Below are 25,978 nucleotides of genomic sequence, written 5' to 3'. Positions count from 1 at the left end.
CTTGGAGGTCTAATTGGACAAGAACATGAAAATCCTCATCGTTGACGACTTTTCGACGATGCGGCGGATCATCAAGAACCTGTTGCGTGACCTGGGCTTCACCAACACCGACGAAGCCGACGATGGCATCACGGCGCTGCCGATGCTGCAAAGGGGCGCCTACGACTTCCTGGTGACCGACTGGAACATGCCCGGCATGTCCGGCATCGACCTGCTGCGCAAAGTGCGTGCCGACGATCAGCTGAAGACCTTGCCAGTATTGATGGTCACCGCTGAAGCCAAGCGCGACCAGATCATCGAAGCGGCCCAGGCCGGCGTCAATGGCTATGTGGTCAAGCCGTTCACCGCTCAGGTGCTCAAAGAAAAGATCGAGAAGATCTTCGAACGCGTCAACGGCTGAGTCACGTCAGGGGGCGCGCCATGGATTCATCACAAACGTCTTTGGGGGAGTTCGAATCGACCCTGAAGAAACATGCCCAGGAGTTGGTCGAAAGCCTGGAACGGGGCCGTTTTGGCGAGGCGGTACAGCTGATTCACGAGCTGAACCAGACCCGCGATCGCGGCCTGTACCAGGAAGTGGGCAAGCTGACTCGCGAGTTGCACAGCGCTATCGTCAGCTTCCAGATCGACCCGACCATCCCGCAGGCCGAGGAGGTGTCGCAGATTACCGACGCTACCGAGCGCCTGTCGTACGTGGTCAAGCTGACCGAGGGCGCGGCCAACCGCACCATGGACCTGGTCGAGGCAAGCACCCCGGTGCTCAACGACCTGGCCAGCGAAGCCAAGGCCCTGAGCACCGACTGGCAGCGCTTCATGCGCCGCGAAGTGGCTGCGCCGGAGTTCCGTGACCTGGTCAAGCGCGTCGACAGTTTCCTGACGCACAGCGCTGAAGGTAACCGCAAGGTTGCCGGGCATCTCAATGACATTCTGCTGGCTCAGGACTATCAGGACCTGACCGGCCAGGTGATCAAGCGCGTCACCAGCCTGGTGACCGAGGTGGAAAGCAACCTGCTCAAACTGGTGCTGATGGCCAGCCAGGTCGACCGCTTTGCCGGTATCCAGCATGACCACGATCAACTGCGCGCAGAAAAAGATGCAGAAAAACATCCGACTCGGGGTGAAGGTCCGCAGATTCATGCCGATAAGCGTGAAGACGTTGTGTCCGGTCAGGACGATGTCGACGATTTGCTGTCCAGCCTGGGTTTTTAAGGAGCACGTTTGATGAGCTTCGGCGCCGATGAAGAAATCCTCCAGGATTTCCTGGTAGAAGCCGGCGAAATTCTTGAGCAACTGTCCGAGCAACTGGTCGAGCTGGAAAGCCGACCTGACGATGCCGACCTGCTCAATGCGATCTTTCGCGGTTTCCACACTGTAAAAGGGGGCGCCGGCTTCCTCCAGCTGAACGAGCTGGTGGAGTGCTGCCATATCGCCGAGAACGTGTTCGACATCCTGCGCAAAGGTGAGCGCCGGGTCGATGCGGAACTGATGGACGTGGTGCTTGAAGCACTGGATACGGTCAACAGCATGTTTGGCCAGGTGCGCGAGCGCGCCGATGTAACCCCGGCCACCCCCGAGTTGCTGGCGGCCTTGTCGCGCCTGGCCGAACCCGGTGGTGCCGAGGCCGCTGAAGCGCCTGCGCCAGCGGCAGCGGTAGCCGAGGCACCGGTTGCGGCCATGGGCCCTGCCGATGACCAGGACATCACCGACAGCGAGTTTGAACAGCTGCTCGATTCGCTCGATGCGGTCAAGGCGCAAGCCGCGGTCGATGAGCAGATGCAGGTCGAGGCTGTCAGTGGTTCAGGTGACGAAATCACCGACGCCGAGTTCGAGTCGCTGCTCGACCAGTTGCACGGCAAAGGCCAGTTCAGTGTCGAAGCTGCGGTACAGCCGGTTGCCGCGCCCGCAGAAGCGGTAAGCGACGAAATTACCGACGAAGAATTCGAATCGCTGCTCGACCAGTTGCATGGCAAGGGCACGTTCCAGGCTGATGCGTTGCCTGCCGTCAAAGCACCGGCGCCGGTCGCGGTTGACAACAGCGCCGCTGGCGACGAAATCAGCGAGCACGAGTTCGAGGCCCTGCTTGACCAGTTGCACGGCAAGGGCAAGTTTGGTGGTGACGTTGCTGCGGTCGAGGCCGCGGTTGTGGCCAAGGCGCAAGCGCCTGCCCAGGCCTTGGCCGACAGCCAGCCGGCGGCCAAGCCAGCCGCTGCTGCGCCGGCGCCGGCGCCTGCGGCCGCCAGCAAGCCTGCGCCGGCCCCCCGTGCGCCTGCGCCGGCTGCCGAGAAGCATGCCGTCAGCGAAGCGGAAACCACCGTTCGCGTCGACACCGCGCGCCTGGACGAGATCATGAACATGGTCGGCGAACTGGTGCTGGTGCGTAACCGCCTGGTGCGCCTGGGCCTGAACAGCGGCGACGAGGCCATGTCCAAGGCCGTGTCCAACCTCGACGTGGTCACTGCCGACCTGCAGACTGCGGTGATGAAAACCCGCATGCAGCCGATCAAGAAAGTTTTCGGCCGCTTCCCGCGGCTGGTACGCGACCTTGCCCGCCAGCTGAAAAAAGAGATCAACCTGGAGCTGGTCGGCGAAGAAACCGACCTGGACAAGAACCTGGTCGAGGCCCTGGCCGACCCGTTGGTGCACCTGGTGCGCAACGCCGTCGACCATGGTGTCGAGATGCCCGACGAGCGTGAAGCTTCGGGCAAGGCCCGCACCGGACGCGTGGTGCTGTCGGCCGAACAGGAAGGTGACCACATCCTGTTGTCGATCTCTGACGACGGCAAGGGCATGGACCCGAACATCCTGCGTGCCAAGGCCGTGGAAAAAGGCCTGATGGACAAGGATGCCGCTGATCGCCTGAGCGAATCTGACTGCTACAACCTGATCTTCGCCCCGGGCTTCTCGACCAAGACCGAAATTTCCGATGTGTCTGGCCGTGGCGTGGGCATGGACGTGGTGAAAACCAAGATTTCCCAGCTCAACGGCTCGATCAACATCTACTCGGCCAAAGGCCAGGGCTCGAAGATCGTCATCAAGGTGCCGCTGACCCTGGCGATCATGCCCACCCTGATGGTGATGCTGGGCAACCAGGCATTCGCCTTCCCGCTGGTCAACGTCAACGAGATCTTCCACCTCGACCTGTCGCGCACCAACGTGGTCGACGGCCAGGAAGTGGTGATCGTGCGCGACAAGGCGCTGCCGCTGTTCTACCTCAAGCGCTGGCTGGTACAGGGCCAGGTGCACGAAGAGCAGCACGAGGGTCATGTAGTGATCCTGTCGGTCGGCACGCAACGCATCGGCTTTGTCGTCGATCAACTGGTTGGCCAGGAAGAAGTGGTAATCAAGCCGCTGGGCAAGATGCTGCAGGGCACCCCGGGCATGTCCGGGGCCACCATCACCGGTGACGGTCGCATTGCGTTGATTCTCGACGTCCCGAGCATGCTCAAGCGTTACGCCGCGCGGCGTATTTGATTTCGGTGGCGCACCCTGGCGGGTTGCGCCGCCTAATGGAGTGTTTATGGCAGTCAAGGTCCTGGTGGTGGATGATTCCGGTTTCTTCCGCCGCCGTGTCTCGGAAATCCTCTCCGCGGATCCGACGATCCAGGTAGTAGGTACCGCGACCAATGGCAAGGAAGCAATCGACCAGGCGCTGGCGCTCAAGCCCGATGTCATCACCATGGACTACGAAATGCCCATGATGGACGGCATCACCGCTGTGCGGCACATCATGCAGCGCTGCCCGACGCCGGTTTTGATGTTCTCCTCGCTGACCCACGAAGGCGCTCGCGTCACCCTCGACGCGCTGGATGCTGGCGCGGTGGATTACCTGCCGAAAAACTTTGAGGACATTTCGCGCAACCCCGACAAGGTCAAGCAGATGCTGTGCGAGAAGGTACATACCATTTCGCGCAGCAACCGCCGCCTCGGCAGCTATGCCAGGCCGGCGCCGGTCGCCGCCCCTGTGCCCGCCAGCAGCCCTGCGCCGGCCAGCAGCTTCGCCAGCCCGGCGCCGGCCCGCCCTGCGGCGACTGCCCGTGCAGCGGCCCCGGCGGCGTCGCACTCGCCAGCCCCCAAGCGCAAGCCTTACAAGCTGGTGGCCATCGGCACCTCCACGGGCGGCCCGGTGGCCCTGCAGCGGGTATTGACCCAGCTGCCGGCCAACTTCCCGGCGCCGATCGTGCTGATCCAGCACATGCCGGCAGCGTTCACCAAGGCCTTTGCCGAACGCCTGGACAAGCTGTGCCGCATCAACGTGAAGGAAGCCGAGGACGGTGACATGCTGCGCCCAGGCCTGGCCCTGCTGGCCCCCGGCGGCAAGCAGATGATGATCGACGGCCGTGGCACGGTGAAGATCCTGCCCGGTGACGAGCGCCTGAACTACAAGCCGTGCGTGGACATCACCTTCGGCTCGGCAGCCAAGTCGTACGGTGACAAGGTGCTGTCGGTGGTGCTCACCGGAATGGGCGCCGATGGCCGCGAAGGTGCGCGCCTGCTCAAGCAGGGCGGCAGCACCGTGTGGGCCCAGGATGAAGCCAGCTGCGTGATCTATGGCATGCCCATGGCCATCGTCAAAGCCAACCTGGCGGACGCGGTGTACAGCCTGGACGACATCGGCAAGCACCTGGTGGAGGCCTGCGTCTGATGGACGTCCTCAGCCTGATCGGCCTGATTCTCGCCTTTGTCGCCATCGTCGGTGGCAACTTCCTTGAAGGCGGCCATGCCGGCGCTCTGGTCAACGGCCCGGCGGCGCTGATCGTGCTGGGTGGCACCCTGGCGGCTGCCTTGTTGCAGTCGCCGCTGTCCTCCTTCAAGCGCGCCTTGCAGATTCTGCGCTGGATCCTGTTCCCGCCGCGGGTCGACCTGGCGGGTGGCATCGACCGCGTGGTGAACTGGAGCCTGACCGCGCGCAAGGAGGGCCTGCTGGGCCTGGAAGGGGTGGCCGACGCCGAGCCCGACCCGTATGCGCGCAAGGGCCTGCAGTTGCTGGTGGACGGTGCCGAACCAGAAGCCATCCGCAGCATCCTTGAAGTCGACTTCCTGACCCAGGAAAGCCGTGACATCCAGGCGGCCAAGGTGTTCGAGAGCATGGGCGGCTATGCGCCGACCATCGGCATCATTGGTGCGGTGATGGGCCTGATCCACGTGATGGGCAACCTGGCCGACCCCTCGCAGCTGGGCAACGGCATTGCCGTGGCCTTCGTCGCCACCATCTACGGCGTGGCCAGCGCCAACCTGATCCTGCTGCCGGTCGCCAACAAGCTCAAGGCCAACGTCATGCGCCAGTCGCGCTACCGCGAGATGCTGCTTGAAGGCTTGTTGTCGATTGCCGAGGGTGAAAACCCGCGCTCCATCGAGTTGAAGCTGCAAGGCTTCATGGAGTAACCCATGCGTCGCCGTCGTCATACCGAGGAACACGAAAACCACGAACGCTGGCTGGTGTCGTACGCCGACTTCATCACCTTGCTGTTCGCCTTTTTCGTGGTGATGTACTCGATTTCCTCGATCAACGAGGGCAAGTACAAGGTTATTTCCCAAGCCTTGCTCGGGGTGTTCAACGACCCTGAGCGCAGCATGAAACCGATCCCCATCGGCGATGAGCAGCCGTTGAGCGTGCGTCCGGCAGAGCCGCTGGTCAAAGACAGCGAGCAGACCGAAGCGGGCCTGGCAGCGACCAATGTCGACCCGCTGAAAACCATCAGCGATGACGTGCGCGACGCCTTTGGCGACCTGATCAACAGCAACCAGATGACCGTGCGCGGCAACGAGTTGTGGATCGAGATCGAGCTGAGTTCGTCATTGCTGTTCGGCAGTGGCGATGCCATGCCCAGCGACAAGGCATTTGCCATCATCGACAAGGTGGCCAGCATCCTCAAACCGTTCGCCAACCCGGTGCATGTCGAAGGCTTTACCGACAACCTGCCGATCCGCACGGCGCAGTACCCGACCAACTGGGAGCTGTCGTCGGCGCGGGCGGCGAGTATCGTACGCCTGCTGGCCATGGAAGGGGTCAACCCGGCGCGCATGGCCTCGGTGGGTTATGGCGAGTACCAGCCGGTGGCCGGCAATGACACCGCCGAAGGCCGCGCGCGTAACCGCCGGGTGGTGTTGGTGATTTCGCGCAACCTCGAAGTGCGCCGCAGCCTGACCGGCTCGGGCAGTGCTCATGCCACGCCGGATGCCGCGTTGCGCCGGGCTGGCACACAAAGTGCACCTGCAACGCCAGCAACGGTGGCGGGGCAGTAACTCGTCAATTCTCTGTCACCGTTACCCAGTTGATGAGATTGCCAAATCCCTGTGGGAGCGGGTTCACCCGCGAAGAAGGCGACACGGTGTATGGCACCGGCTACGCCGGTGTTCGCGGGTAAACCCGCTCCCACACTGATTGCACACGCTTCCAAGTGTTGAGCAAGGCAGTAGTTTCTACAGTGTCCCTGCCAAATCAATAGATAGAGTTTGCTTGATGAGAGTCTGGGCAGTAGCCAATCAAAAAGGTGGCGTCGGCAAGACCACCACAACCATCGCCCTGGCTGGCCTGCTGGCTGAGGCAGGCAAGCGCGTGGTCGTTGTCGACCTCGATCCGCACGGTTCGATGACCAGCTATTTCGGGCACAACCCCGATGCGCTGGAGCACAGCTGCTACGACCTGTTCCTGCACAAGGGCGCAGTGCCGGACGGCCTGCCCGGGCAGTTGCTGCTGCCCACCAGCGATGAGCGCATTTCGCTGTTGCCGTCGAGCACCGCACTGGCCGTGCTGGAGCGTCAGTCGCCGGGGCAGAATGGCCTGGGCCTGGTGATCGCCAAGAGTCTGGCGCAGCTGTGGCAGGATTTCGACTATGCCGTGATCGACAGCCCACCCTTGCTGGGCGTGCTGATGGTCAATGCCCTGGCCGCCAGCCAGCAGTTGGTGATCCCGGTGCAGACCGAGTTTTTGGCGGTGAAGGGCCTGGAACGCATGGTCGGTACCCTTGCCATGATCAACCGCTCGCGCAAGCAGGCGCTGCCGTACCAGATTGTGCCCACGCTGTTCGACCGCCGCACCCAGGCCTCGCTGGGCACACTCAAGCTGCTGCGTGACACCTATGGCCAACAGGTGTGGCAGGGCTATATTCCGGTGGATACGCGCCTGCGCGATGCCAGCCGCAAGGGCGTCACGCCCTCGCAGTTCGACAGCAAGAGCCGCGGGTTGATTGCTTACCGGGCGCTGCTCAAGCACCTGCTGACCTACAAGACTGCAGTGCAGGTGGCCTGATGACCCAGACCCGACACACCAGCACCCGGCCGCAGATGGCCTTGCAGTCGTACCTCGATGGCCTGCTGCAGGAAGCCACCGAGGCCGAAGACCTGTTTGAGCCGCCAGCCTCGGCGGACGCGTTCGCCGAGGCGGTGCGTGAGGAACAGGCACGTGATGCCCGTCAGCTGGCCCAACCGGTACCCGCCGAAGCCCCTGCCAGCCTTGCCCCACGGCCGTTTGCTGAACCCAGGCTGGCGGTGCTGCCCAGCGTCGTGCCAGTAGAGGCGCCGGTGGTGACGGTGGTCGAGCAGGAGGTGCTCGCCGAGGCCGCCATTCCGGTTCTGGTCGAAGAACAAACCGTGGAACCCGCAGTGCCGCTGGTCGATGTGCACCTGCCAGCGCCCAATTTACCGGTGCCCCCGGCGACCGTCGACGGTCGCCCGGTGTGGGCGGCGGAGCCGTTCGAGTGCCTGCTGTTCGACGTCGCCGGCCTGACCCTGGCGGTGCCGTTGGTGTGCCTGGGCTCGATCTACAACCTGGCCGGCCAGGAGCTGACGCCGCTGTTCGGCCAGCCTGACTGGTTCCTGGGTATTTTGACCTGCCAGGCCGGTAACCTGAAGGTGCTGGACACTGCGCGTTGGGTAATGCCCGACCGCTACCGCGACGATTTCCGTCAAGGCCTGAATTACGTGATTTCCGTGCAAGGCTACGAATGGGGACTGGCCGTGCATCAGGTCAGCCGCTCGTTGCGCCTGGACCCGTCCGAGATCAAGTGGCGTAGCCAGCGCGGCCAGCGCCCGTGGTTGGCCGGCACGGTGATTGAACACATGTGTGCACTGCTCGACGTCGCCGCACTGGCCGAGTTGATCGCCAGCGGCGCGGTCAAGCAGATGCACGCCAAACAGAAATGACACAGAACACAACCGCCAAACAGCGGATTTTGAGGGTAGGGGAATGAAAAAGTCGTCTGCACAAGGTTCCGAAGATCCGATCCTGCAGTGGGTTACCTTTCGTCTGGACAACGAGTCCTACGGCATCAACGTGATGCAGGTACAGGAAGTGCTGCGCTACACCGAGATCGCCCCGGTACCGGGCGCTCCAAGCTACGTGCTGGGCATCATCAACCTGCGCGGCAATGTGGTGACCGTGATTGACACCCGTCAGCGTTTTGGCCTGATGCCGACCGAAGTCACCGACAACACCCGCATCGTCATCATCGAAGCCGACAAGCAAGTCGTCGGCATTCTGGTCGACAGCGTGGCCGAAGTGGTTTACCTGCGCCAGTCCGAAATCGAAACCGCACCGAACGTGGGTAACGAAGAGTCGGCCAAGTTCATCCAGGGCGTGTGCAACAAGAATGGCGAACTGCTGATCCTGGTCGAGCTGGACAAGATGATGACCGAGGAAGAGTGGTCCGAGCTGGAGAATATCTGAGTTGATCCTACAGGTTGCTGTCATCTTCCTGGCGCTGGTCTGGGCGCTGAGCCTGTGGTTCTTCCTCAACTACAGCAAGCGCCAGCGCGAGCTGGCTGCGCAGCAAGCCGAGGGCGATGCGCTGCGTGACCAGCGCATCAAGGACCTGGCCAAGCGCCTGGACGACTACCAGAACGGTACCGTGCGCATGGGCGAGGCGCTGCACGAACTGAGCGTGACGATGGCCCCGCTGCCTGACAGGCTCCAGCAGTTGGAGCAGCGCGACCCCAACAACGTCACCTTCTCCCAGGCGGCCAAGCTGGTTGGCATGGGCGCCAGCGTGGCCGAGCTGACCGAAAGCTGTGGGCTGACCCAGGCCGAGGCGGAGCTGATGAGCAAGCTGCACCGCAGCGGCTGACCTCGGTTACAGGCCTGCCTGGGCGCACCGGAGCAGGGGCTGATCCTGTATCGCGCTGCGGGTCAGGTAACTCAGGACGCCGACCTCAGGGTTTGCCCCAAGAGTGGTAGTTGCCGATGGTTGCCACGCTACCCAGTGCCTGGTCGTTTTTGCGCGCCTGGGCAATGGGGAAGGCCAGGTTTTCCGTGAGGGCGCGATAAGTGGTCTGCGGAATCGACTCCAGCTTGCTTAGTTGCCGCAGGAACTGCAGCCTGGGTAGATGCCCAGCAACTACATCGTTGAGCAAGCCAGGCCCGGTCATCCTGCTCAATTCCTTGGCGTAGGCTGCGTAACCGTGGGTGCCTGCCAGTGGCCTGATGTCGTAGAACGATAGATTGCTGCGGTAGCGTGCATCCATCTCTGCAGAAATTGCGCGCAGGGTCGGGTTGTTGGCATGGCTGCCGATCATGTTGCTGTTGTAGTCACAATGCATGCCCAGCAGCTCGTTGTTCACCGGGCTGCCGAGGACCAGGCCATCAGGCGTGGTTTTCAAGGCTACCGAGCTGATCATGGCGAAGCTGTCGGGGTTGTCTTCGAAGCTGCGCAGCGTGTCGTCGACGTCCATGTAGATTCCGCCCTCCGAATGGAGTAACGGGTAGCGCAGTATGTCGGAGGCAGACGAGAAGTTTGCCCCGTTACTGTCCAGTGCCTGGCGGTACTGATGGTAGAAGTCGGTTTGCTCGAAGGCCGCGTAGAAGGGCTGCTCTTCCAGAGTTTTGATCTGAACGTTCGAAGCAGCGGTCAGCTTTGCGCGGTTTTTCATGAAGGCTTTAGGGTTGGACTTCGACAGGTAGAACTCATAAGTAAAGCCCGTACCCTCAAGGCGTTTTGCATTGCTCGTGATGTTCTCCACCAGCTCATCCGGGATGCTCTTGCCACCGACCCAGATGCTGAGGATTTTCTTGGGCAGTGGGGTTACTTCCGAGCTGTTGACCACAGGCACGCTGAGCGGCAGTTGCAGGTCGACGTCCATGTTACGTAGCGTGTACATGCGCGTTGCATCGCTGGCGCCACGCGTGGCCGGGTTGACCTGATACAGGTCGCGCGTGCCCGCGTTTACCTGGTAGTAATTCGGCAGTACTTCGTTGGCATCCTCCTGGAGGATGAAGGCATCGTTTTCAGTGTCATACAGTACCTGGACTTCGCTGCCGTCCTTGAGCGCCAGCAGCGGGTTGGTACCCGTTGCCCGATTCAAGGGTCCCCTGGCAATCCGCGTGGCTTCTACAGGTGGCTCGGCTGGCACGAAAAAGTCTGCCAGTATTTCTTCAGGTAGCCGGGGAGGGCTGTTGGGCCCCAGCGGGTAGCCCCATTGATCGTTAAGACGCGTGGGCAGGACGAAGCGCGAGCTTTTGCCTGGGAACAGCATTCGCAGGCCGTCTGCAGGGAGCAAGGCCAGTGGGGCGGCATTAAGCAGGCCGAAGGCGATGTTGCTCACACCAGCGTCCTTGTCTGCAAGGGTCTTGCCGTTGATCGCCTGATCGAGCCCGAGGCCAAATTGCGCGACACCGCCGGCTGCCAGCAGCGGGATCAGCTCGGGAACCACCAGCGCCAGCGGTGCCAGCAGGTTGATCGACGCCACCAGGTAGCCGCGCCAGCGAGCCTTGGTCACCTGCGCATCGCTGGTGATGATGAAATCGGCATCGGCATAGCTGCGCTCGCGCTGGCGTTGGGTGAGGGCTGTGAACAGATCACCTGCGAGCAACGGGCTGTAGTGGTCGGCCTTGTAGTTGATGTACTCGCGGGGGGGCCAGGGGCTGTCGACGGTGAAGCCTGCGCGGTTGGGCGATCGGTGGTGAAAACCGGGGTAGGCGCCAAGGCCCGCCAGCGCGGTATCCAGCCCACTGAAGTCCAGGCCATCGGGGGTGTCGGCCAGTTTGAAGTACTGGCGCAGGCGCAGGCGTTTTTCGTCGTCGCGGCACTGTTCGGCGAACCAGTCTTGCATGGCAGCCATACCGTCGAACTCATGCAAGGGCGATGCATTGCCTGGCAGGTACAGCAGTACTTTTGGCTGTGCCTCGTCTGTGATGCAGATCAGGTCGGTGGCTGCGTAGCCGTATACGTTCAAAGGCCTTGCCTGCAAACCGGGTGCTTTTGCCATCAGCCCCGCCACTTGCCACGCCATCTGGCGGCCTGCATCGCTCAACGAGCCTTCCTGGACCTGCTTGTTGCAGGCGGCCATGAAGCTGATCTGCATTGACTGCCGGTGGGTTTGTTCAGCCTGTTGCCAGTAATTGTCGAGCATGCCCACGAAGCGGGTGTGAAAGTGCAGGTCCCAGATGAACTGCTGCATGGCCTCGACGTCGACCGGCAGGTGTGTGCTGCTGTCGTAGCGGGCCGGGGTCGTGCGCCGGAACAGGCCGTTGAACACCGAGAAGCGGGCGCTGTTGTCAAACACCCCAGGTTCGGGCAGGCGCTCGACGATGGTCAGCGGGCCATCTGGCAACGTGCCTGCCCAGTGGCCAGGGAGCAACTGGCCGATCAGGTTCTTGGCTGTTTCACCCTGCCAGTCTGAAAGCGTCGCTTGGGTAAGTGAAAGGCGTTGGACGATGACTGCCTGATTGCCACGGTAGTGCAGGGTGACTACGTCGGTCTGGTCGGGGTCAAGGTGATGGCCCTGCTGCGTCAGCCATTGGTGGATCGCACGGCTGGCTTCGCGGTCAGGGCGGGGGATATGGCTCAGGTGGTCGCGAACGTACTGCACGGCGGCGGAGTTGATGCGGCTTGTGGACATGGTGTTCACCTTGCTCATTGACGGGAATGGCAAGGCTGAACGGCTGACGCCGACGGCGGTGTTAGATAACTACCGGTGGTTTGCCGGCGGCAGCAGTGCAGTGACCGGAGTGATGTCGCGCGGCGCCTCGGGTTCGTCGCTGAAACCGGCGGGCACCTTGCCCCGCAGTTGCCAGGCGAAGGCAATGATCTCGGCAATGGTCAGGTACAGTGCCTCCGGGATCTGTTCGCCGAGTTCCAGGCGTGCCAGCAGGCGCACCAGTTCGGCGTTTTCGTAGATCGGCACCTCATGCTCGCGGGCCAGGGCCAGTATGGCCTCGGCCAGCGCATCGTCACCTTTGGCGCTGAGGGTTGGGGCCTGCTGGCCGTCGTAGGTCAGGGCAATGGCCTGGCGGGGTGGTTTCTGTGTCATGCGTTTTCGTCTACCCAGCGTTGCTCAACCCGTGTGCGCGGGCCTTGAGGGGGGATGCCCGGGTGGCATTCCAGGTCGCCAACCTCCAGGCCGCGCTCCAGCAGGCGCTGGCGCAAGGCACCGAGCTGGCTGTCGATCAGCTTTGCGGTTTGTTCGCGCTCTGCCCACAGGTGCCCGCTCAGGCGGCCTTGGCTGAACTGCGCCTGTACTTGCAGTGGACCGAGAGGTGAAAGGTCGAAGGCCAGCTCAATGCGCCACAGGGCTTGCAAAGGGTCCTGTGCTTCGTGTTGGCGGTCTGCCTGCTGTTGCGGGGTTTCTTCACGCTGCAGTTTGACCTGCAATGGGATGAACTCCTGGCCGTGGCGGATCGGCACTTCGGTTTGCCAGGTGGTCTGCAGATTGCCGTTTTCCAGCGTGCCGGTTTGTTGCAGGCTGCTCATGGCATGGCTTTGCAGGCGCGAGATGGCCGCAGCGGCCAGGCGCAGCAGTTGTTGCAGGTCGCCTTCGTCTTCCATGGCCTTCAGCAGGCGCGAGGGCAGGGGGAATGCCCCTGGCTGCGGCTTGGGGCTGACCCGTTCGAGCATGCCCAGTGCGCTGCGGGCCAGCGCCGGCATGGTCACGGCCAGGCTGGCGGGCGCGAGGTCGGGCGTGCCGGGTGTGCTGGCCGGGGCCTGAGTGATCAGGCGCAGCAGGTGGGCCTTCAGGTCTGTGGCCACGCTGGCAGGAAAGCCGCCCAGCAGTTTCGCTTCAAGGAAAGTGCCACTGTTGTTCAGGGCCTGGGCCACGGCCTTGGGGTTGCCCAGCTGGCGGGCGTCTGGCAGCCCGGCCAGCAGGCGCTCGGCGCTGGCACGCAGGTCGCCATCGACGCCCGGGTCGCGGGTGAGCTGTTGCAGGGCGTTGAGCAGGCCGGGCAGCGAGGCCTGGCGGTTTTGCTGGGTCAGCAGTTGCTGGGCAATGCTGAGCTGGTCCTGTCTGCCGCTAAGCGGGACAAAGCGCAGCGACTGGTCGCCCTGCACCAGTGCGCTGAGCAGGCTGCCAATGGCCAGTGGGCGCGGGCTGTCGATGCTCAGGGTGGAGCCGGCCTGGGCAGTGTTGAGCAGGCTGACCAGCGCCCGGTAGCTCGCCGGTTGCCCAGGCGCCTGGGCCAATGCCTGGTTGGTCAGGACCTTGCCTTGCAGCAGGGTGCCGACGGGCACTTTGCTGGTGTCCAGGCGAGTGAGGGTGGTGATCTGGCTGGCGTTGGCCTGCTGCAGCATGATTGCCAGGCGGTTGCTTTCGGTCTGGCTCACAGTGACCTGGCTGCCTTGGGGCAAGGGCTGGCTGGCGCTGGCTTGCAGTTGGGTCTGTACGCCGTTGGCCTGTATCAACCGCAGCACCAGCTGGAAGTCCTGGCCCGTCTGGCGCAACGACACGACCTCGGCCTGCGCGGTCTCGCCGGGTGCCAGCAGGCCAGGCTGCGCCTGGATCAGGCGCAGCAGTTCGCCGGTCATGCCCGCCTTCATGGCTTGGCTGTTGATCGCGGTTTGTGCGCCGAGACTATTGATTTCAGTCATGATTGTATACAACCTGTCGGACCCGGCCTCTTGGCAGCGCGGTGGCGCGTGTAATAATGCCGACCGCCCGTGGTTGCCAGTATAACGGCAGCGCGCGGGGCGACTTGAGACACAAGGGTTCTGGAGCGGCGTCGCCTGCTTCGCGGGCTTGCCCGCGAAACAGGCGACGCCGGCCCGAAGCCCTACAAAGATAAGGCGAAACCGTGACCCTTCACCTCCAAGCTGCGGGCCTGGCCTGCGAGCGCGACTGGCGCCTGCTGTTCGAGCAGCTCGATTTCGAGCTGGGCGCCGGCGACATGCTGCAGATCAGCGGCCCCAACGGCAGCGGCAAGACCAGTTTGCTGCGGCTGTTGGCCGGGTTGATGCAACCCACCGCCGGGCAGATATTGCTGGGCGGCAAGCCCCTGGCCGAGCAGCGCCATGCCCTGGCCAGCATTCTGCTGTGGATCGGTCACGCTGCGGGCATCAAGGACCTGCTCACCGCCGAGGAAAACCTCACCTGGCTGTGCGCCCTGCACCAGCAGGCCAGCCGCGAGGCGATCTGGGCGGCGCTGGCGGCGGTCGGTTTGCGCGGTTTCGAAGACGTACCCTGCCATACCCTGTCGGCCGGCCAGCAGCGCCGCGTGGCCCTGGCCCGGCTGCACCTGGCCAGCCCGCCGCTGTGGATTCTCGACGAGCCGTTCACTGCCCTGGACAAGCAAGGTGTAGCGCAGCTCGAAGCGCACCTGGCGGCGCACTGCGAGCAGGGCGGCACGGTGGTGCTGACCACCCACCATACGCTGGAACGCAAGCCCTCCGGTTACCGTGAACTGAACCTGGGGCAATGGGCGGCATGAGCGTATTCATCCTGTTGTTGCGTCGCGAAGCGCGCCTGCTGTTCCGTCGCCCTGCCGAGCTGGCCAACCCGCTGGTGTTCTTCGCCATCGTCGTGGCCATGTTCCCGCTGGCAGTCGGCCCGGAAAGCCAATTGTTGCAAACCTTGTCGCCGGGCCTGGTCTGGGTAGCGGCGCTGCTGGCAGTGCTGCTGTCGCTGGACGGCTTGTTCCGCAGCGATTTCGAGGATGGCTCGCTGGAACAGTGGGTGCTGTCGCCGCACCCGCTGGCGCTGCTGGTGCTGGCCAAGGTGCTGGCGCACTGGATCTTTTCCGGGCTGGCGCTGGTATTGTTGGCGCCGCTACTGGCGCTGATGCTGGGGCTGCCGAGCCATTGCCTGCCGGTGCTGCTCGGCTCCCTGCTGCTGGGCACACCGGTCCTGAGCCTGCTGGGCGCGGTAGGTGCGGCGCTGACAGTCGGTCTGAAGCGCGGTGGTTTGTTACTGGCGTTGCTGATTCTGCCGTTGTATATCCCTGTATTGATCCTGGGCAGTGGTGCGTTGCAAGCGGCGTTGCAAAATATGCCCGCAACCGGCCACCTGCTCTGGCTCGCCAGCCTGACGGCCCTGGCCGTTACCCTGGCACCCTTTGCGATAGCGGCCGGCCTGAAGATCAGCGTCGGCGAATAACGAGTCCCGGGCTTTCAAGCCCGGCAAATACCCTGGATGTACCCTGATGAAAATAAGCTGGACGTGGTTCCACAAGCTGGGCTCCCCGAAATGGTTCTATGCCATCAGCGGCCGTATGCTGCCATGGCTGGCCGGCGCTGCCGTGCTCCTGTTGCTGGTCGGTATCACCTGGGGCCTGGCGTTTGCCCCCCAGGACTACCAGCAAGGCAACAGCTTCCGCATCATCTACATTCATGTGCCGGCGGCGATGCTGGCGCAGTCCTGCTACGTGCTGCTGGCGGTCGCCGGGGTGGTGGGGCTGGTGTGGAAGATGAAACTGGCCGACGTCGCCCTGCAATGTGCTGCGCCCATCGGCGCCTGGATGACCGCCGTGGCGCTGGTTACCGGCGCCATCTGGGGCAAGCCGACCTGGGGCAGTTGGTGGGTGTGGGACGCCCGCCTTACGTCCATGCTCATCCTGCTGTTCCTGTACTTCGGCATTATTGCGCTGGGCCAGGCAATCAGTAATCGTGACAGTGCGTCCAAGGCCTGTGCGGTGCTGGCGATTGTCGGCGTGGTCAACATCCCGATCATCAAGTACTCGGTGGAGTGGTGGAACACCCTGCATCAGGGCGCGACCTTCACCCTGACCGAAAAACCGGCGATGCCCGCAGAAATGTGGTTGCCGCTGCTGTGCACGGCGTTGGGTTTTTACTGTTTCTTCGGCGCTGTGCTGTTGCTTCGCATGCGCCTTGAAGTGCTCAAGCGCGAGGCGCGCGCCAGTTGGGTCAGGGACGAAGTGTTGAACAGCCTGGGGCGGAGGAGCGCACAATGAGCTTTGCCACCTTCGGTGATTTTCTCGCCATGGGCCACCATGGCCTGTACGTGTGGTCGGCCTATGGCATCTGCCTGGCGGTGCTGGCGCTGAATGTCGCTGCGCCGCTGTTGGCCCGCCGTCGCTACCTGCAAGAAGAGGCGCGCCGTTTGCGCCGGGAGAACAACCAGTGAATCCGCAGCGCAAGAAACGCCTGTTGCTCATCGTCGGCCTGCTGGTCGGCGTCGGGGTTGCCGTCGGCTTTGCCTTGAGCGCATTGCAGCAGAACATCAACCTGTTCTACACACCGACCCAGATCGCCAACGGCGAAGCGCCGCTGGACACCCGCATCCGTGCTGGCGGCATGGTCGAGAAGGGCTCGGTGCAGCGCTCGTCCGACTCGCTGGATGTGCGCTTTGTGGTCACCGACTTCAACAAGTCGGTGCCAATCACCTACCGCGGCATCCTGCCCGACCTGTTCCGCGAAGGGCAGGGCATCGTCGCCTTGGGCAAGGTCAACGCCGACGGCGTAGTGGTGGCCGATGAAGTACTGGCCAAGCACGATGAGAAGTACATGCCGCCCGAGGTCACCAAGGCCCTGAAGGAAAGCGGCCAGGCTGCCACCGGTACGGAGGCCAAGCCATGAATGCGGCACTGGTAATCCCTGAACTCGGCCAGCTGGCGATGATTCTGGCCATCTGCTTTGCCGCCGTGCAGGCCAGTGTGCCGCTGCTCGGCGCCTGGCGTGGCGACAGCCTGTGGATGAGCCTGGCGCGCCCGGCGGCGTGGGGGCAATTCGCCTTCCTGGCTTTTGCCTTCGCCTGTTTGACCCATGCCTTCATGACCGACAACTTCTCCGTCGCCTATGTGGCCAGCAACTCCAACAGCGCCTTGCCGTGGTACTACAAGTTCAGCGCCGTATGGGGCGCCCACGAAGGTTCGTTGCTGCTGTGGGCGTTTATCCTGGGCGGCTGGACCTTTGCCGTGTCGGTGTTCTCGCGTCAGTTGCCGCAGGTGATGCTGGCCCGCGTGCTGGCGGTGATGGGCATGATCAGCGTCGGCTTCCTGAGCTTCCTGATCATCACCTCCAACCCGTTCCAGCGCCTGCTGCCGCAAGTGCCCACCGACGGCCGCGACCTCAACCCGCTGCTGCAGGACTTCGGCCTGATCGTTCACCCGCCGATGCTGTACATGGGCTACGTGGGCTTCTCGGTGGCCTTTGCCTTCGCCATTGCCGCCTTGCTCGGCGGCCGCCTGGACGCTGCCTGGGCGCGCTGGTCGCGGCCCTGGACCATCGTCGCCTGGGCCTTCCTGGGGGTTGGCATCACCCTGGGCTCGTGGTGGGCCTATTATGAGCTGGGCTGGGGTGGCTGGTGGTTCTGGGACCCGGTGGAAAACGCCTCGTTCATGCCCTGGCTGGTGGGCACGGCGCTGATCCACTCGCTGGCGGTGACCGAAAAGCGTGGGGTGTTCAAGAGCTGGACCGTGTTGTTGGCAATTGCCGCATTCTCGCTGAGCCTGCTGGGTACCTTCCTGGTGCGCTCCGGCGTGCTGACCTCGGTGCACGCGTTTGCCGCAGACCCGTCGCGGGGCATTTTCATCCTGTTCTTCCTGTTGTTCGTGGTCGGTGGTTCGCTCACCCTGTTCGCCCTGCGCGCACCGGTGGTCAAGAGCCAGGTCGGCTTCGCCCTGTGGTCCCGCGAGACGCTGCTGCTGGCCAACAACCTGGTGCTGGTGGTGGCCGCGTCGATGATTCTGCTCGGCACGCTGTACCCGCTGGTGCTTGATGCCCTGACCGGGGCCAAGCTGTCGGTGGGTCCGCCGTATTTCGATGCCTTGTTCCTGCCGCTGATGGCACTTCTGATGGTGGTAATGAGCGTGGGCGTGCTGGTGCGCTGGAAGGACACCCCAGGCAAATGGCTGGTCAGCATGATCACCCCGGTGCTGATCGGCAGTGCCATCCTTGCCCCGGTTGCCGGTTTTATCGTTGACGACTTCGACTGGCCGACCCTGACCGCCTTCGCTCTGGCGGCCTGGGTGGTACTCGGCGGGCTGCGCGACATCCTCGACAAGACCCGTCACAAAGGCCTGCTCAAGGGCCTGCCTGGCCTGGGGCGCAGCTACTGGGGCATGCAACTGGCACACCTGGGCCTGGCGGTGTGTGCGCTGGGCGTGGTGCTGTCGAGCAACAACAGCGCCGAACGCGACCTGCGTATGGCCCCGGGCGAAAGCGTGGAGCTGGGTGGGTATCACTTCCTGTTCCAGGGCGCCAAGCACTTCGAGGGGCCGAACTTCATTTCCGACAAAGGTACCGTCGTGGTCAGCCGTGATGGCCGTGAAGTGACTACCCTGCACCCGGAAAAGCGCCTGTACACCGTGCAGCAGTCGATGATGACCGAAGCTGGCATCGATGCCGGCTTTACCCGCGACCTGTACGTTGCCCTGGGCGAGCCGCTGGAAAACGGCGCCTGGGCGGTGCGTGTGCACATCAAGCCTTATGTCCGCTGGATCTGGCTGGGCGGTCTGCTGACCGGCCTGGGCGGGTTGCTGGCGGCACTCGACCGGCGCTACCGCGTCAAGGTCAAGACCCGGGTGCGTGATGCCCTGGGCGTGTCTGGAGCAGCTGCATGAAGCGTTGGATCATGGTAGTCCCCCTCGCAGTGTTCCTGCTGGTGGCGGTGTTCCTCTACAAGGGGCTGTTTCTCAAGCCCGACGAGTTGCCGTCGGCAATGATCGGCAAACCGTTCCCGGTGTTTTCCCTGGCTTCGACCCAGGGCGACCGCACCTTGACCCAGGCCGACTTGCAGGGGCGCCCGGCACTGGTCAACGTGTGGGCCACCTGGTGCCCGTCGTGCAAGGTCGAGCACCCGTACCTGAACCAGCTGGCGCAGCAGGGCGTGGTGATCCACGGGGTCAACTACAAGGACGACAACGCCGCCGCGCAGAAATGGCTGGCCGAGTTCCACAACCCCTACCAGCTGGACATCCGTGACGAGCAGGGCAGCCTGGGCCTGGACCTTGGGGTGTACGGCGCGCCGGAAACCTTCCTGATCGACGCCAAGGGCATCATCCGCTACAAGCACGTGGGCATTGTCGATGCAACTGTCTGGCGTGAGCAGCTGGCGCCGCTGTACCAGGGCCTGGTCGACGAGGCCAGGCCATGAGGCGCTGGCTGGCAGCTGCCGTGCTGGGCATGAGCCTGGCCGGCGTGGCCAAGGCGGCCATCGACACGTACCAGTTCCGCGACGACGCCGAGCGCGAACGCTACCAGCAGTTGACCAAGGAACTGCGTTGCCCCAAGTGCCAGAACCAGGACATTGCCGACTCCAACGCGCCGATCGCTGCCGACCTGCGCCGCGAGATCTTCCGCATGCTTGGCGAAGGCAAGAGCAACCAGCAGATCGTCGACTTCATGGTCGACCGCTATGGTGACTTTGTGCGCTACAAACCGGCACTCAGCGGGCGTACCTGGCTGTTGTGGTTCGGGCCGGGCATCCTGTTGGTCGGTGGTTTTGCGGTGCTGGCGGTGATCGTGCGCCGACGCCGTGGTACGGCTTTGCCGGGCAATAATGAGCTTTCCGTCGAAGAACGCGAGCGACTCGCCAAACTGCTGGAAAAAGAACAGACCCATGACTGAATTCTGGCTTAGCGCGGGCCTGCTGCTGCTCGCCGCCCTCAGCTTTTTGCTGATCCCGATCCTGCGTGGCCGTGGCCGCCAGCAGGAAGAAGACCGTACCGCCCTGAACGTGGCCCTGTACCAGGAACGCGTTGCCGAACTGGCTGCCCAGCAGGCTGCCGGTGTGCTCGATACGGCGCAGTTGACCAAGGGCCGTGACGAGGCTGCCCGTGAGCTGCTGGCCGATACCGAAGGCGCCGAAGCCCCGCGCCAGGGCCATCTGGGCAAAGCCCTGCCGCTGCTGGCTGCAGTGCTGGTACCGCTGATGGCGTTGGGGCTTTACCTGCATTTTGGTGCTGCCGACAAGGTGGCGCTGACCCAGGAATTCGCCGAGGCGCCCAAGTCGATGGAAGAAATGACCACGCGCCTGGAGCGTGTGGTCCAGGCTCAGCCGGAGTCTGCAGAGGCCCTGTACTTCCTGGGCCGTGCCTACATGGCCGAGCAGCGCCCGGCCGATGCTGCGCGTACCTTCGAGCGCTCGGTCGCTTTGGCTGGCCGCCAGCCCGAGCTGCTGGGCCAGTGGGCCCAGGCCCTGTACTTTGCCGCCGACAAGCAGTGGAACCCGCAGTTGCAGGCACTGACGGATGAAGCGCTGAAGGCCGACCCCAACGAAGTGACCAGCCTGGGCCTGCGCGGTATTGCCGCCTTTGAGGGTGAGCGTTACCAGGAAGCCATCGACTACTGGAAGCGCCTGTTGGCGCAGCTGCCGGAAGGCGATGCCTCGCGTGCGGCCCTGCAAGGTGGCATCGACCGCGCTGCCGAACGCCTGGGTGACCCGGCAGGGCAGGGTGCAGCGCCCGCACCAGTGGCTGCGCGGCTGAAAGTACGGGTGGAACTGGCGGCGGAACTGAAGGACAAGGTAAAACCGGACGATACGGTGTTCATCTTCGCTCGCGCCAGCAATGGCCCGCCGATGCCCCTGGCAGCCAAGCGGGTGACGGTGGCGCAGTTGCCGATCGAAGTGGAGTTGTCCGATGCTGACGCGATGATGCCGCAGATGAAACTGTCGCAATTTGCCGAAGTCCAACTGGTTGCACGTGTTTCCCGCGCTGGCCAGCCTACCCGCGGCGAGTGGATTGGCCAGGGCGCGCCGTTGCCCAGTGCCACCCAGGCTACCCAGCACCTGACCATCGACAGCCCAGACCCGTAAGAGAGCAAAGCCATGCACAGCACCGTCCGCCTGACCCTGATTACCCTGGCCCTGGGTTTGTCTGCGTGTACGGTGCACCAGCCGTATGAACAGCCGGCACCCCCGATCGAGCGCGTGCCGCCGCAAGGACCGGTGGTCAAGCCGTTGCCGGGTGGGCAGCCGTCCACCCAGCCGAGCAAACCAGCGGCGATACCCAAGCCGATGCCGCGCACCTCGGCCAGCTTTGCGCCACCACCTGGCGGGGCGAGCCACTGGGACCCCAAGCTGGGTGTGTATGTATTGGAGAAACAGCCCAACACGTTTTACCGGCAGCGTACCTACTATCGGTTTGATAACGGCTGGAGCTGGTCGCTGAGCCCGAATGGGCCTTGGCAGGATACTGACAGCAGTGGTGTGCCGGGTGGGTTAGGGCGAGCGTTCGCCCAGTAGGGGGCTTTCGGGTCCGTCTTGAGTTATTTGGGTGTTCGAGATCGAGCCCCGCGCGGGCGGTGCTCGATCTCCCATGCGCCGCATCCCTAACGCCGGACTTCCCGGCCGTTACGCAATCTCTTTTCCCACTCCACCTGTACAGTACAGTTTTCCGCGCAATTACCGATTGACTGTACTGCACGGTGATTCCGCATAATGCCCCTTCAACATTGGGAGGTGGCATGCGCAAGACAGTCCTGGTACTGGTAGAAACCGTCGACGATTACCTGCCCATGCTGGAGCAGGCCGGTTATCGCCTGATCCGCGCCCCCTCGCCGCAACTGCGCGCCGACGCCATCCAGCGCCACGCCAGTGAAATCGATGCCGTGCTCACTCGCGGCCCGCTGGGGCTGACTGCCGCAGAAATCGACGCATTGCCCAAGTTGCAGATCATCTGCGTGATCGGTGCCGGTTACGAGCAAGTCGACCTGGCTGCCGCCGCCGCCCGCGGCATCACCGTTACCAACGGCGCGGGTGCCAATGCCAGTGCAGTCGCCGACCACACCCTGGCGCTGTTGCTGGCGCTGCTGCGCGACATTCCCCGTGCTGATGCCAGCACCCGGCGCGGTGAATGGAACCGGGTGATCAGCCCCTCGGTGAGCGGCAAGCGCCTGGGCATTCTTGGCCTGGGGGCGGTGGGGCAAGCCATTGCCAAGCGCGCCAACCTGGGCTTCGACATGCCCGTCAGCTATCACAGCCGCACGCTGCGCGAAGATGTGCCTTACACCTGGTACGACAGCCCGCTCCACCTGGCCGAAGCTGTCGACATCATGGTCGTGGCCACCCCCGGTGGCGCCAATACGCAGCATCTGGTCGATGCCCACGTACTAGAGGCGCTGGGCGGCAAGGGCTATCTGGTGAATATCGCTCGGGCCAGCGTGGTCGACACCGACGCCCTGGTGGCCGCCCTGGAGCAAGGCAAGCTGGCGGGCGCCGCCCTGGACGTATTCGACGACGAACCGGCGGTGCCGGATGCTCTCAAGGCTATGGCCAACACGGTGCTCACACCCCACGTGGCCGGCCAGTCGCCTGAGGCCGCGCGCGATACCGTGACCCTGGTGCTGCACAACCTGCAGGCATTCTTTGCCGGTGAACCAGTACTGACCCCGGTGAGCCAGTAACCCTTTCAGACATCTGCCTGGCAAATCCCGGGCAACAAGGAGTGTGTGCATGCAACTCGAAATCTTCCAGGTCGATGCCTTTTCCGCTGAACCGTTCGGTGGCAACCCGGCGGCGATGATCCCGCTACAAGCCTGGCTGCCGGACGATGTGCTGCAGCGCATTGCCGAAGAAAACAACCTGTCGGAAACCGCCTATTTCGTGCGCAACGGCGAAACCTTTGACCTGCGCTGGTTCACCCCGACCGTAGAAGTCGACCTGTGCGGCCACGCCACCCTGGCCTCGGCTTATGTGCTGTTCGAGCAGCTGGGTGAGCAGGCGCAGGTACTGCGCTTCAACACCCGCAGTGGCGAGTTGCGTGTCAGCCGTGGCACTGACGGGCTGCTGGCCATGGATTTCCCGGCCAGGCAACCGGCCGTCGTGGAAACCCCGGTGGGCCTGCTGCAAGCGCTGGGCTTGACCCAGGCACAGGCGGTGTACCGCAGCGATGACTATGTAGTAGTAATTGATGACGCCCTGTTGCTCGACACGCTGAAGCCGGACTTTGTGGCGCTGTCGGCCTTCGACGTGCGTGGTATTGCCGTGACGGCGGCAGGGCGTGGCTTTGATTTCGTCACCCGCTGGTTCGGCCCACGGGTTGGCGTGAATGAAGACCCGGTCACCGGCTCGGCACACACCTCGCTGGCGCCAGTGTGGGCTGACCGCCTGGGCAAGCAGTTGCTGAGCTGCGAGCAGGGCGGGGCACGCAAAGGCCAGCTGCTGTGTGAAGTACCGGGCAATGGCCGGGTGATCATCAGCGGGCGAGCGGCGTTGTACCTGCGCGGCACTGTGTACATCTGAAGCTTCACGCGATCCTTTGTAGGCGCGTTGCAGCTGGCATCTATAATTGCTGGCCCAACCCTCGCTAAAGGAACCAGCCATGGCCATGGAAAAACAAGGTACCTGCCTGTGCGGCGCCACCACGCTCAAGGTCACCGTCGACAACACTCATATCAGCGCATGCCATTGCAGCATGTGCCGCAAGTGGACCGGCGGGCCGTTGCTGGTGGTGCATTGCAGCCAGCCACCGGTGATCGAAGGGCGTGCCCCCAGTGTCTATGACTCGTCCGACTGGGCCCAGCGAGGGTTTTGCGGCCAATGCGGCACGCACCTGTATTACCGGCTGAAGGCCAACGACTTCCATGCAGTGCCGGTCGGCCTGCTGGATGGGGATCAGGAATGGGATTTCGATCTGCAGATTTTTGTCGAGCAGAAGCCCGCCTGGTACTGTTTTGCCAACCACACCAAAGAGCTGACCGGCCAAGAGGTGTTTGAGCAGAACAGCTAATCGTGTGCCGTCGATCCTGCTTGCCAAACCGGTGCATTCCTGAGAAAAGGGCGGCTTTGTTTTCCAGCGTTGGAGTGTGCCCGTGAGCCAAGAACTGCAGATCATCGACCTGGTCGAGGGTGAAGGCAAAGCCGCCGTCAAAGGCGCCCTGATCACCACCCAGTACACCGGCTGGCTGGCCGATGGCAGCGAGTTCGATTCATCCTGGTCACGCGGCAAGCCGTTCCAGTGCGTGATTGGTACCGGTCGAGTGATCAAGGGGTGGGACCAGGGCCTGATGGGCATGCGCGTTGGCGGCAAGCGAAAACTGCAGGTTCCTGCACACCTGGGCTATGGCGAGCGCAGTGTGGGGGCCATACCGCCGGGCTCGGACCTGACCTTTGAGATCGAATTGCTGGAAGTGCTGACGCGGGATGATTGAGGAAAAGGACTACACGCGCTGTCGGCGCGTGTCTGATTGAGGGGCGATTCACAGCCAGTTAAGCTTGCCGACTCAACAAGCGAGAGGGGAGCAATTCCATGAAGTCGCATTTTTCCTCGAGGGTGGTACGCGAAGCTAACGCTTTGCTAGTTGCATCAGGTGCACGTATGGAAATTTCGCTACCGCGTGAACTGGCCAGCGTGATCACTAACCCGCGAAAGACCCGTTCGGAACTGAAGGCAGCCTTCACAGCCGCTTACTTCCGCCTGCGCAAGGGGTGAAAGCCTTATGGCGGACGGCTGTTACAACCACATCTACTCTGTGCTTGTAGAAAATGAGCAAGATACGCTCGGTATCATTGCCTATTCGTTATACAAGCGGCAGAAAATCGAATTCATCCAGGCTTTCAAAACAAAGCATGATCGGGAGCCCAAAGATGAAGACTTGGCTCCTTTCCACGACGTCAGCAACAGCGCCACGCAGATCGAGAGTTATCGAAACCAGGCCAGCCAGCTTGCTCAGGGCTTTCTTGACGCCTCGATCGCAGCGCAGGCTGTGGAGCTTAAACAGTACTACTCAGATAAGGCGAGCAGTGAAATCAGGCAAGCCAAACCTGGGTTCTGGTTGGGCGTGGCACAAAGTCTTGTAGGTTCAGTTCTATTTGTATTCTTGCTAGGTTTTCTGGTGTTTTTCGCCTGGAGTTTGAATCAAGGTCCGAAACAGGTCATCGAACAGGTGTTTGATGTCACCATCATCAACTCTGTCCCTGCGAGCGAAGCTGCAGGAGCACTGTGACGGCTACTCCCCAGAGTGATTAGTTGAGACTGGACATAATTCAGCAACACCCATCCTCTAATCTAGGCCTTGCCTAGGGAACGGCATTCACCTCCAGGGAGGAACCAAACGGGTTCAGGGCACTCTGACCCTCACTCGTTGCCAAGGATGGCATTCACTACAAGGCCGCCCTGCAGCTGACAGGGCGATGTGGCGGGTCAACCCGATTTTCTCTGCCACACGAGCCTGCCTTGATGAAGTTGCCAACATTCTTCCGCCGTCGTCGCCATTTGCTGCTGAGCCTGGTACTCACGGCCGTCGCCGTGCCGCTGGCGCTGGAGGCTGTCGAAAGCCGGGCTGAACCGGTGGATGGCACCCAGACCCTGGTGTTCTTGCGCCATGCCGAGAAACCGGGTGAGGGGCTTGGGCAATTGAACTGCCAGGGCCTCAACCGCGCACTGGACCTGGCAACCTTGCTGCCGGAGCGCTTCGGCAATGCCGACTACGTGTTTGCCGCCAACCCTTCGCGGCAAGTCGAAGAAGGCAGCAAGGACGAAAGCTACAGCTACATCCGCCCGCTGATGACCATCACCCCCAGCGCCATCCGCCTCGGCTTGCCGGTGAATATCGACTACGGCGTCAACGACACCGACGAACTGGCCGATGAGTTGCTGAGCGACAAATACCGCAATGCGACCGTCTATACCGCCTGGTCCCACGGCTACCTGCCTGAACTGATCAACACGGTGGCCGGCAAGGCCTTGGGTGAAGAGCGGGTAATCACCCAGGACTGGAGCGGCGATGACTTTGACACACTCTATGTACTGACCCTGACCTGGCACGACGGCAAGGCCAGCCTGCTCAGCCGCAACGTGCGCCAGGGACTGAATGACGGTGCGCATAGCTGCCCGACCTGATCCGCTGGTACTGTTTGGCCAGGAAGCCGGAACAGG

29 protein-coding genes are annotated in these 25,978 nt (G+C 63.0%); 26 read left to right on the top strand and 3 right to left on the bottom strand.

The window, feature by feature from the left end:
• Positions 1-25: 25 nt before the first annotated feature.
• The 10 genes from E8E78_RS26690 (at position 26) to E8E78_RS26645 (ending at position 9,062) form a co-directional block, all read left to right on the top strand.
• Positions 26-400 (top strand): chemotaxis response regulator CheY, encoded by a 375-nt coding sequence (locus E8E78_RS26690; RefSeq protein ID WP_162489843.1) that lies wholly within the window; start codon positions 26-28, stop codon positions 398-400.
• Positions 401-420: 20 nt separating this feature from the next.
• Positions 421-1,209, top strand: a complete 789-nt coding sequence (locus tag E8E78_RS26685) for a protein phosphatase CheZ (protein WP_016498567.1) — start codon at positions 421-423, stop codon at positions 1,207-1,209.
• Between the two features lie 12 nt (positions 1,210-1,221).
• The gene (locus tag E8E78_RS26680; protein ID WP_280311747.1) at positions 1,222-3,471 is read left to right on the top strand and encodes a chemotaxis protein CheA; all 2,250 of its coding nucleotides are present in this window, start codon (positions 1,222-1,224) and stop codon (positions 3,469-3,471) included.
• Positions 3,472-3,517: 46 nt separating this feature from the next.
• A complete protein-coding gene (locus tag E8E78_RS26675) occupies positions 3,518-4,642 on the top strand; it encodes a chemotaxis response regulator protein-glutamate methylesterase (RefSeq protein ID WP_016498569.1) in 1,125 nt (374 codons plus the stop codon).
• A complete protein-coding gene (locus E8E78_RS26670; RefSeq protein WP_016498570.1) occupies positions 4,642-5,382 on the top strand; it encodes a flagellar motor protein in 741 nt (246 codons plus the stop codon). The genes E8E78_RS26675 and E8E78_RS26670 overlap by 1 nt, the downstream gene beginning before the upstream one ends.
• Positions 5,383-5,385: 3 nt before the next feature.
• Positions 5,386-6,243 carry a flagellar motor protein MotD gene (gene motD, locus E8E78_RS26665; RefSeq protein WP_016498571.1) on the top strand — a complete coding sequence of 286 codons (858 nt, stop codon included), beginning with the start codon at positions 5,386-5,388 and terminating at the stop codon, positions 6,241-6,243.
• Positions 6,244-6,460: 217 nt separating this feature from the next.
• Entirely contained in the window at positions 6,461-7,249 is a 789-nt protein-coding gene (locus E8E78_RS26660; protein WP_016488407.1) for a ParA family protein, read from the top strand.
• Entirely contained in the window at positions 7,249-8,142 is an 894-nt protein-coding gene (locus tag E8E78_RS26655; RefSeq protein ID WP_049275144.1) for a CheW domain-containing protein, read from the top strand. The genes E8E78_RS26660 and E8E78_RS26655 overlap by 1 nt, the downstream gene beginning before the upstream one ends.
• 43 nt (positions 8,143-8,185) lie before the next feature.
• Positions 8,186-8,665, top strand: a complete 480-nt coding sequence (locus E8E78_RS26650; protein ID WP_003254393.1) for a chemotaxis protein CheW — start codon at positions 8,186-8,188, stop codon at positions 8,663-8,665.
• A 1-nt stretch (position 8,666) separates the two neighbouring features.
• Positions 8,667-9,062 carry a DUF2802 domain-containing protein gene (locus tag E8E78_RS26645; RefSeq protein WP_016498573.1) on the top strand — a complete coding sequence of 132 codons (396 nt, stop codon included), beginning with the start codon at positions 8,667-8,669 and terminating at the stop codon, positions 9,060-9,062.
• A gap of 85 nt (positions 9,063-9,147) precedes the next feature.
• Here the strand turns inward: E8E78_RS26645 and E8E78_RS26640 are convergent, their stop codons facing one another.
• The 3 genes from E8E78_RS26640 to E8E78_RS26630 all read right to left on the bottom strand — a co-directional run bounded on the left by E8E78_RS26640 (position 9,148) and on the right by E8E78_RS26630 (position 13,796).
• The gene (locus E8E78_RS26640) at positions 9,148-11,832 is read right to left on the bottom strand and encodes a DUF6543 domain-containing protein (RefSeq protein WP_049275143.1); all 2,685 of its coding nucleotides are present in this window, start codon (positions 11,830-11,832) and stop codon (positions 9,148-9,150) included.
• A 69-nt stretch (positions 11,833-11,901) separates the two neighbouring features.
• Positions 11,902-12,243 (bottom strand): EscU/YscU/HrcU family type III secretion system export apparatus switch protein, encoded by a 342-nt coding sequence (locus E8E78_RS26635; protein WP_049275141.1) that lies wholly within the window; start codon positions 12,241-12,243, stop codon positions 11,902-11,904.
• The gene (locus tag E8E78_RS26630; RefSeq protein WP_059395752.1) at positions 12,240-13,796 is read right to left on the bottom strand and encodes a flagellar hook-length control protein FliK; all 1,557 of its coding nucleotides are present in this window, start codon (positions 13,794-13,796) and stop codon (positions 12,240-12,242) included. The genes E8E78_RS26635 and E8E78_RS26630 overlap by 4 nt, the downstream gene beginning before the upstream one ends.
• A 203-nt stretch (positions 13,797-13,999) precedes the next feature.
• Between E8E78_RS26630 and ccmA the strand changes: the two genes are divergently transcribed.
• The 16 genes from ccmA (at position 14,000) to E8E78_RS26550 (ending at position 25,942) form a co-directional block, all read left to right on the top strand.
• Positions 14,000-14,632, top strand: a complete 633-nt coding sequence (ccmA, locus tag E8E78_RS26625; RefSeq protein WP_049275138.1) for a cytochrome c biogenesis heme-transporting ATPase CcmA — start codon at positions 14,000-14,002, stop codon at positions 14,630-14,632.
• Complete coding sequence (gene ccmB / locus E8E78_RS26620) at positions 14,629-15,297, top strand: heme exporter protein CcmB (protein ID WP_012051653.1); 669 nt, start codon at positions 14,629-14,631, stop codon at positions 15,295-15,297. Before ccmA ends, ccmB begins: the two co-directional genes overlap by 4 nt.
• 46 nt (positions 15,298-15,343) lie before the next feature.
• Positions 15,344-16,111 carry a heme ABC transporter permease gene (locus E8E78_RS26615; protein ID WP_016498579.1) on the top strand — a complete coding sequence of 256 codons (768 nt, stop codon included), beginning with the start codon at positions 15,344-15,346 and terminating at the stop codon, positions 16,109-16,111.
• The gene (gene ccmD / locus E8E78_RS26610) at positions 16,108-16,284 is read left to right on the top strand and encodes a heme exporter protein CcmD (protein WP_012273475.1); all 177 of its coding nucleotides are present in this window, start codon (positions 16,108-16,110) and stop codon (positions 16,282-16,284) included. The genes E8E78_RS26615 and ccmD overlap by 4 nt, the downstream gene beginning before the upstream one ends.
• A complete protein-coding gene (ccmE, locus tag E8E78_RS26605; RefSeq protein WP_049277351.1) occupies positions 16,281-16,736 on the top strand; it encodes a cytochrome c maturation protein CcmE in 456 nt (151 codons plus the stop codon). The genes ccmD and ccmE overlap by 4 nt, the downstream gene beginning before the upstream one ends.
• Positions 16,733-18,721, top strand: coding sequence for a heme lyase CcmF/NrfE family subunit (locus tag E8E78_RS26600; RefSeq protein WP_016498581.1), 1,989 nt, complete (start codon positions 16,733-16,735; stop codon positions 18,719-18,721). Before ccmE ends, E8E78_RS26600 begins: the two co-directional genes overlap by 4 nt.
• Positions 18,718-19,254 (top strand): DsbE family thiol:disulfide interchange protein, encoded by a 537-nt coding sequence (locus E8E78_RS26595; protein WP_016498582.1) that lies wholly within the window; start codon positions 18,718-18,720, stop codon positions 19,252-19,254. Before E8E78_RS26600 ends, E8E78_RS26595 begins: the two co-directional genes overlap by 4 nt.
• Positions 19,251-19,727 carry a cytochrome c-type biogenesis protein gene (locus E8E78_RS26590; RefSeq protein WP_016498583.1) on the top strand — a complete coding sequence of 159 codons (477 nt, stop codon included), beginning with the start codon at positions 19,251-19,253 and terminating at the stop codon, positions 19,725-19,727. Before E8E78_RS26595 ends, E8E78_RS26590 begins: the two co-directional genes overlap by 4 nt.
• Complete coding sequence (ccmI, locus tag E8E78_RS26585) at positions 19,720-20,916, top strand: c-type cytochrome biogenesis protein CcmI (RefSeq protein WP_049277349.1); 1,197 nt, start codon at positions 19,720-19,722, stop codon at positions 20,914-20,916. The genes E8E78_RS26590 and ccmI overlap by 8 nt, the downstream gene beginning before the upstream one ends.
• Before the next feature lie 12 nt (positions 20,917-20,928).
• The gene (locus E8E78_RS26580) at positions 20,929-21,345 is read left to right on the top strand and encodes a hypothetical protein (protein ID WP_016488394.1); all 417 of its coding nucleotides are present in this window, start codon (positions 20,929-20,931) and stop codon (positions 21,343-21,345) included.
• A 221-nt stretch (positions 21,346-21,566) separates the two neighbouring features.
• Positions 21,567-22,505 carry a 2-hydroxyacid dehydrogenase gene (locus E8E78_RS26575; RefSeq protein WP_059395751.1) on the top strand — a complete coding sequence of 313 codons (939 nt, stop codon included), beginning with the start codon at positions 21,567-21,569 and terminating at the stop codon, positions 22,503-22,505.
• Between the two features lie 49 nt (positions 22,506-22,554).
• Positions 22,555-23,343, top strand: coding sequence for a PhzF family phenazine biosynthesis protein (locus E8E78_RS26570; protein ID WP_049277346.1), 789 nt, complete (start codon positions 22,555-22,557; stop codon positions 23,341-23,343).
• Positions 23,344-23,422: 79 nt separating this feature from the next.
• Positions 23,423-23,830: a GFA family protein gene (locus E8E78_RS26565; RefSeq protein ID WP_016498587.1), complete on the top strand. Its 408-nt coding sequence runs from the start codon at positions 23,423-23,425 to the stop codon at positions 23,828-23,830.
• An 82-nt stretch (positions 23,831-23,912) separates the two neighbouring features.
• Positions 23,913-24,251, top strand: a complete 339-nt coding sequence (locus E8E78_RS26560) for an FKBP-type peptidyl-prolyl cis-trans isomerase (RefSeq protein ID WP_016488389.1) — start codon at positions 23,913-23,915, stop codon at positions 24,249-24,251.
• Positions 24,252-24,539: 288 nt separating this feature from the next.
• The gene (locus E8E78_RS26555; protein WP_049277344.1) at positions 24,540-25,046 is read left to right on the top strand and encodes a hypothetical protein; all 507 of its coding nucleotides are present in this window, start codon (positions 24,540-24,542) and stop codon (positions 25,044-25,046) included.
• Between the two features lie 233 nt (positions 25,047-25,279).
• The gene (locus E8E78_RS26550; protein ID WP_049277342.1) at positions 25,280-25,942 is read left to right on the top strand and encodes a hypothetical protein; all 663 of its coding nucleotides are present in this window, start codon (positions 25,280-25,282) and stop codon (positions 25,940-25,942) included.
• Positions 25,943-25,978: the final 36 nt, after the last annotated feature.

Origin of the sequence: Pseudomonas sp. BN505 (assembly GCF_029873175.1) — a bacterium.
Classification (GTDB): Bacteria; Pseudomonadota; Gammaproteobacteria; order Pseudomonadales; family Pseudomonadaceae; genus Aquipseudomonas; species Aquipseudomonas putida.
Note: the sequence above shows the minus strand (reverse complement) of the source record. Positions and strands in the feature narration are given on the sequence as shown.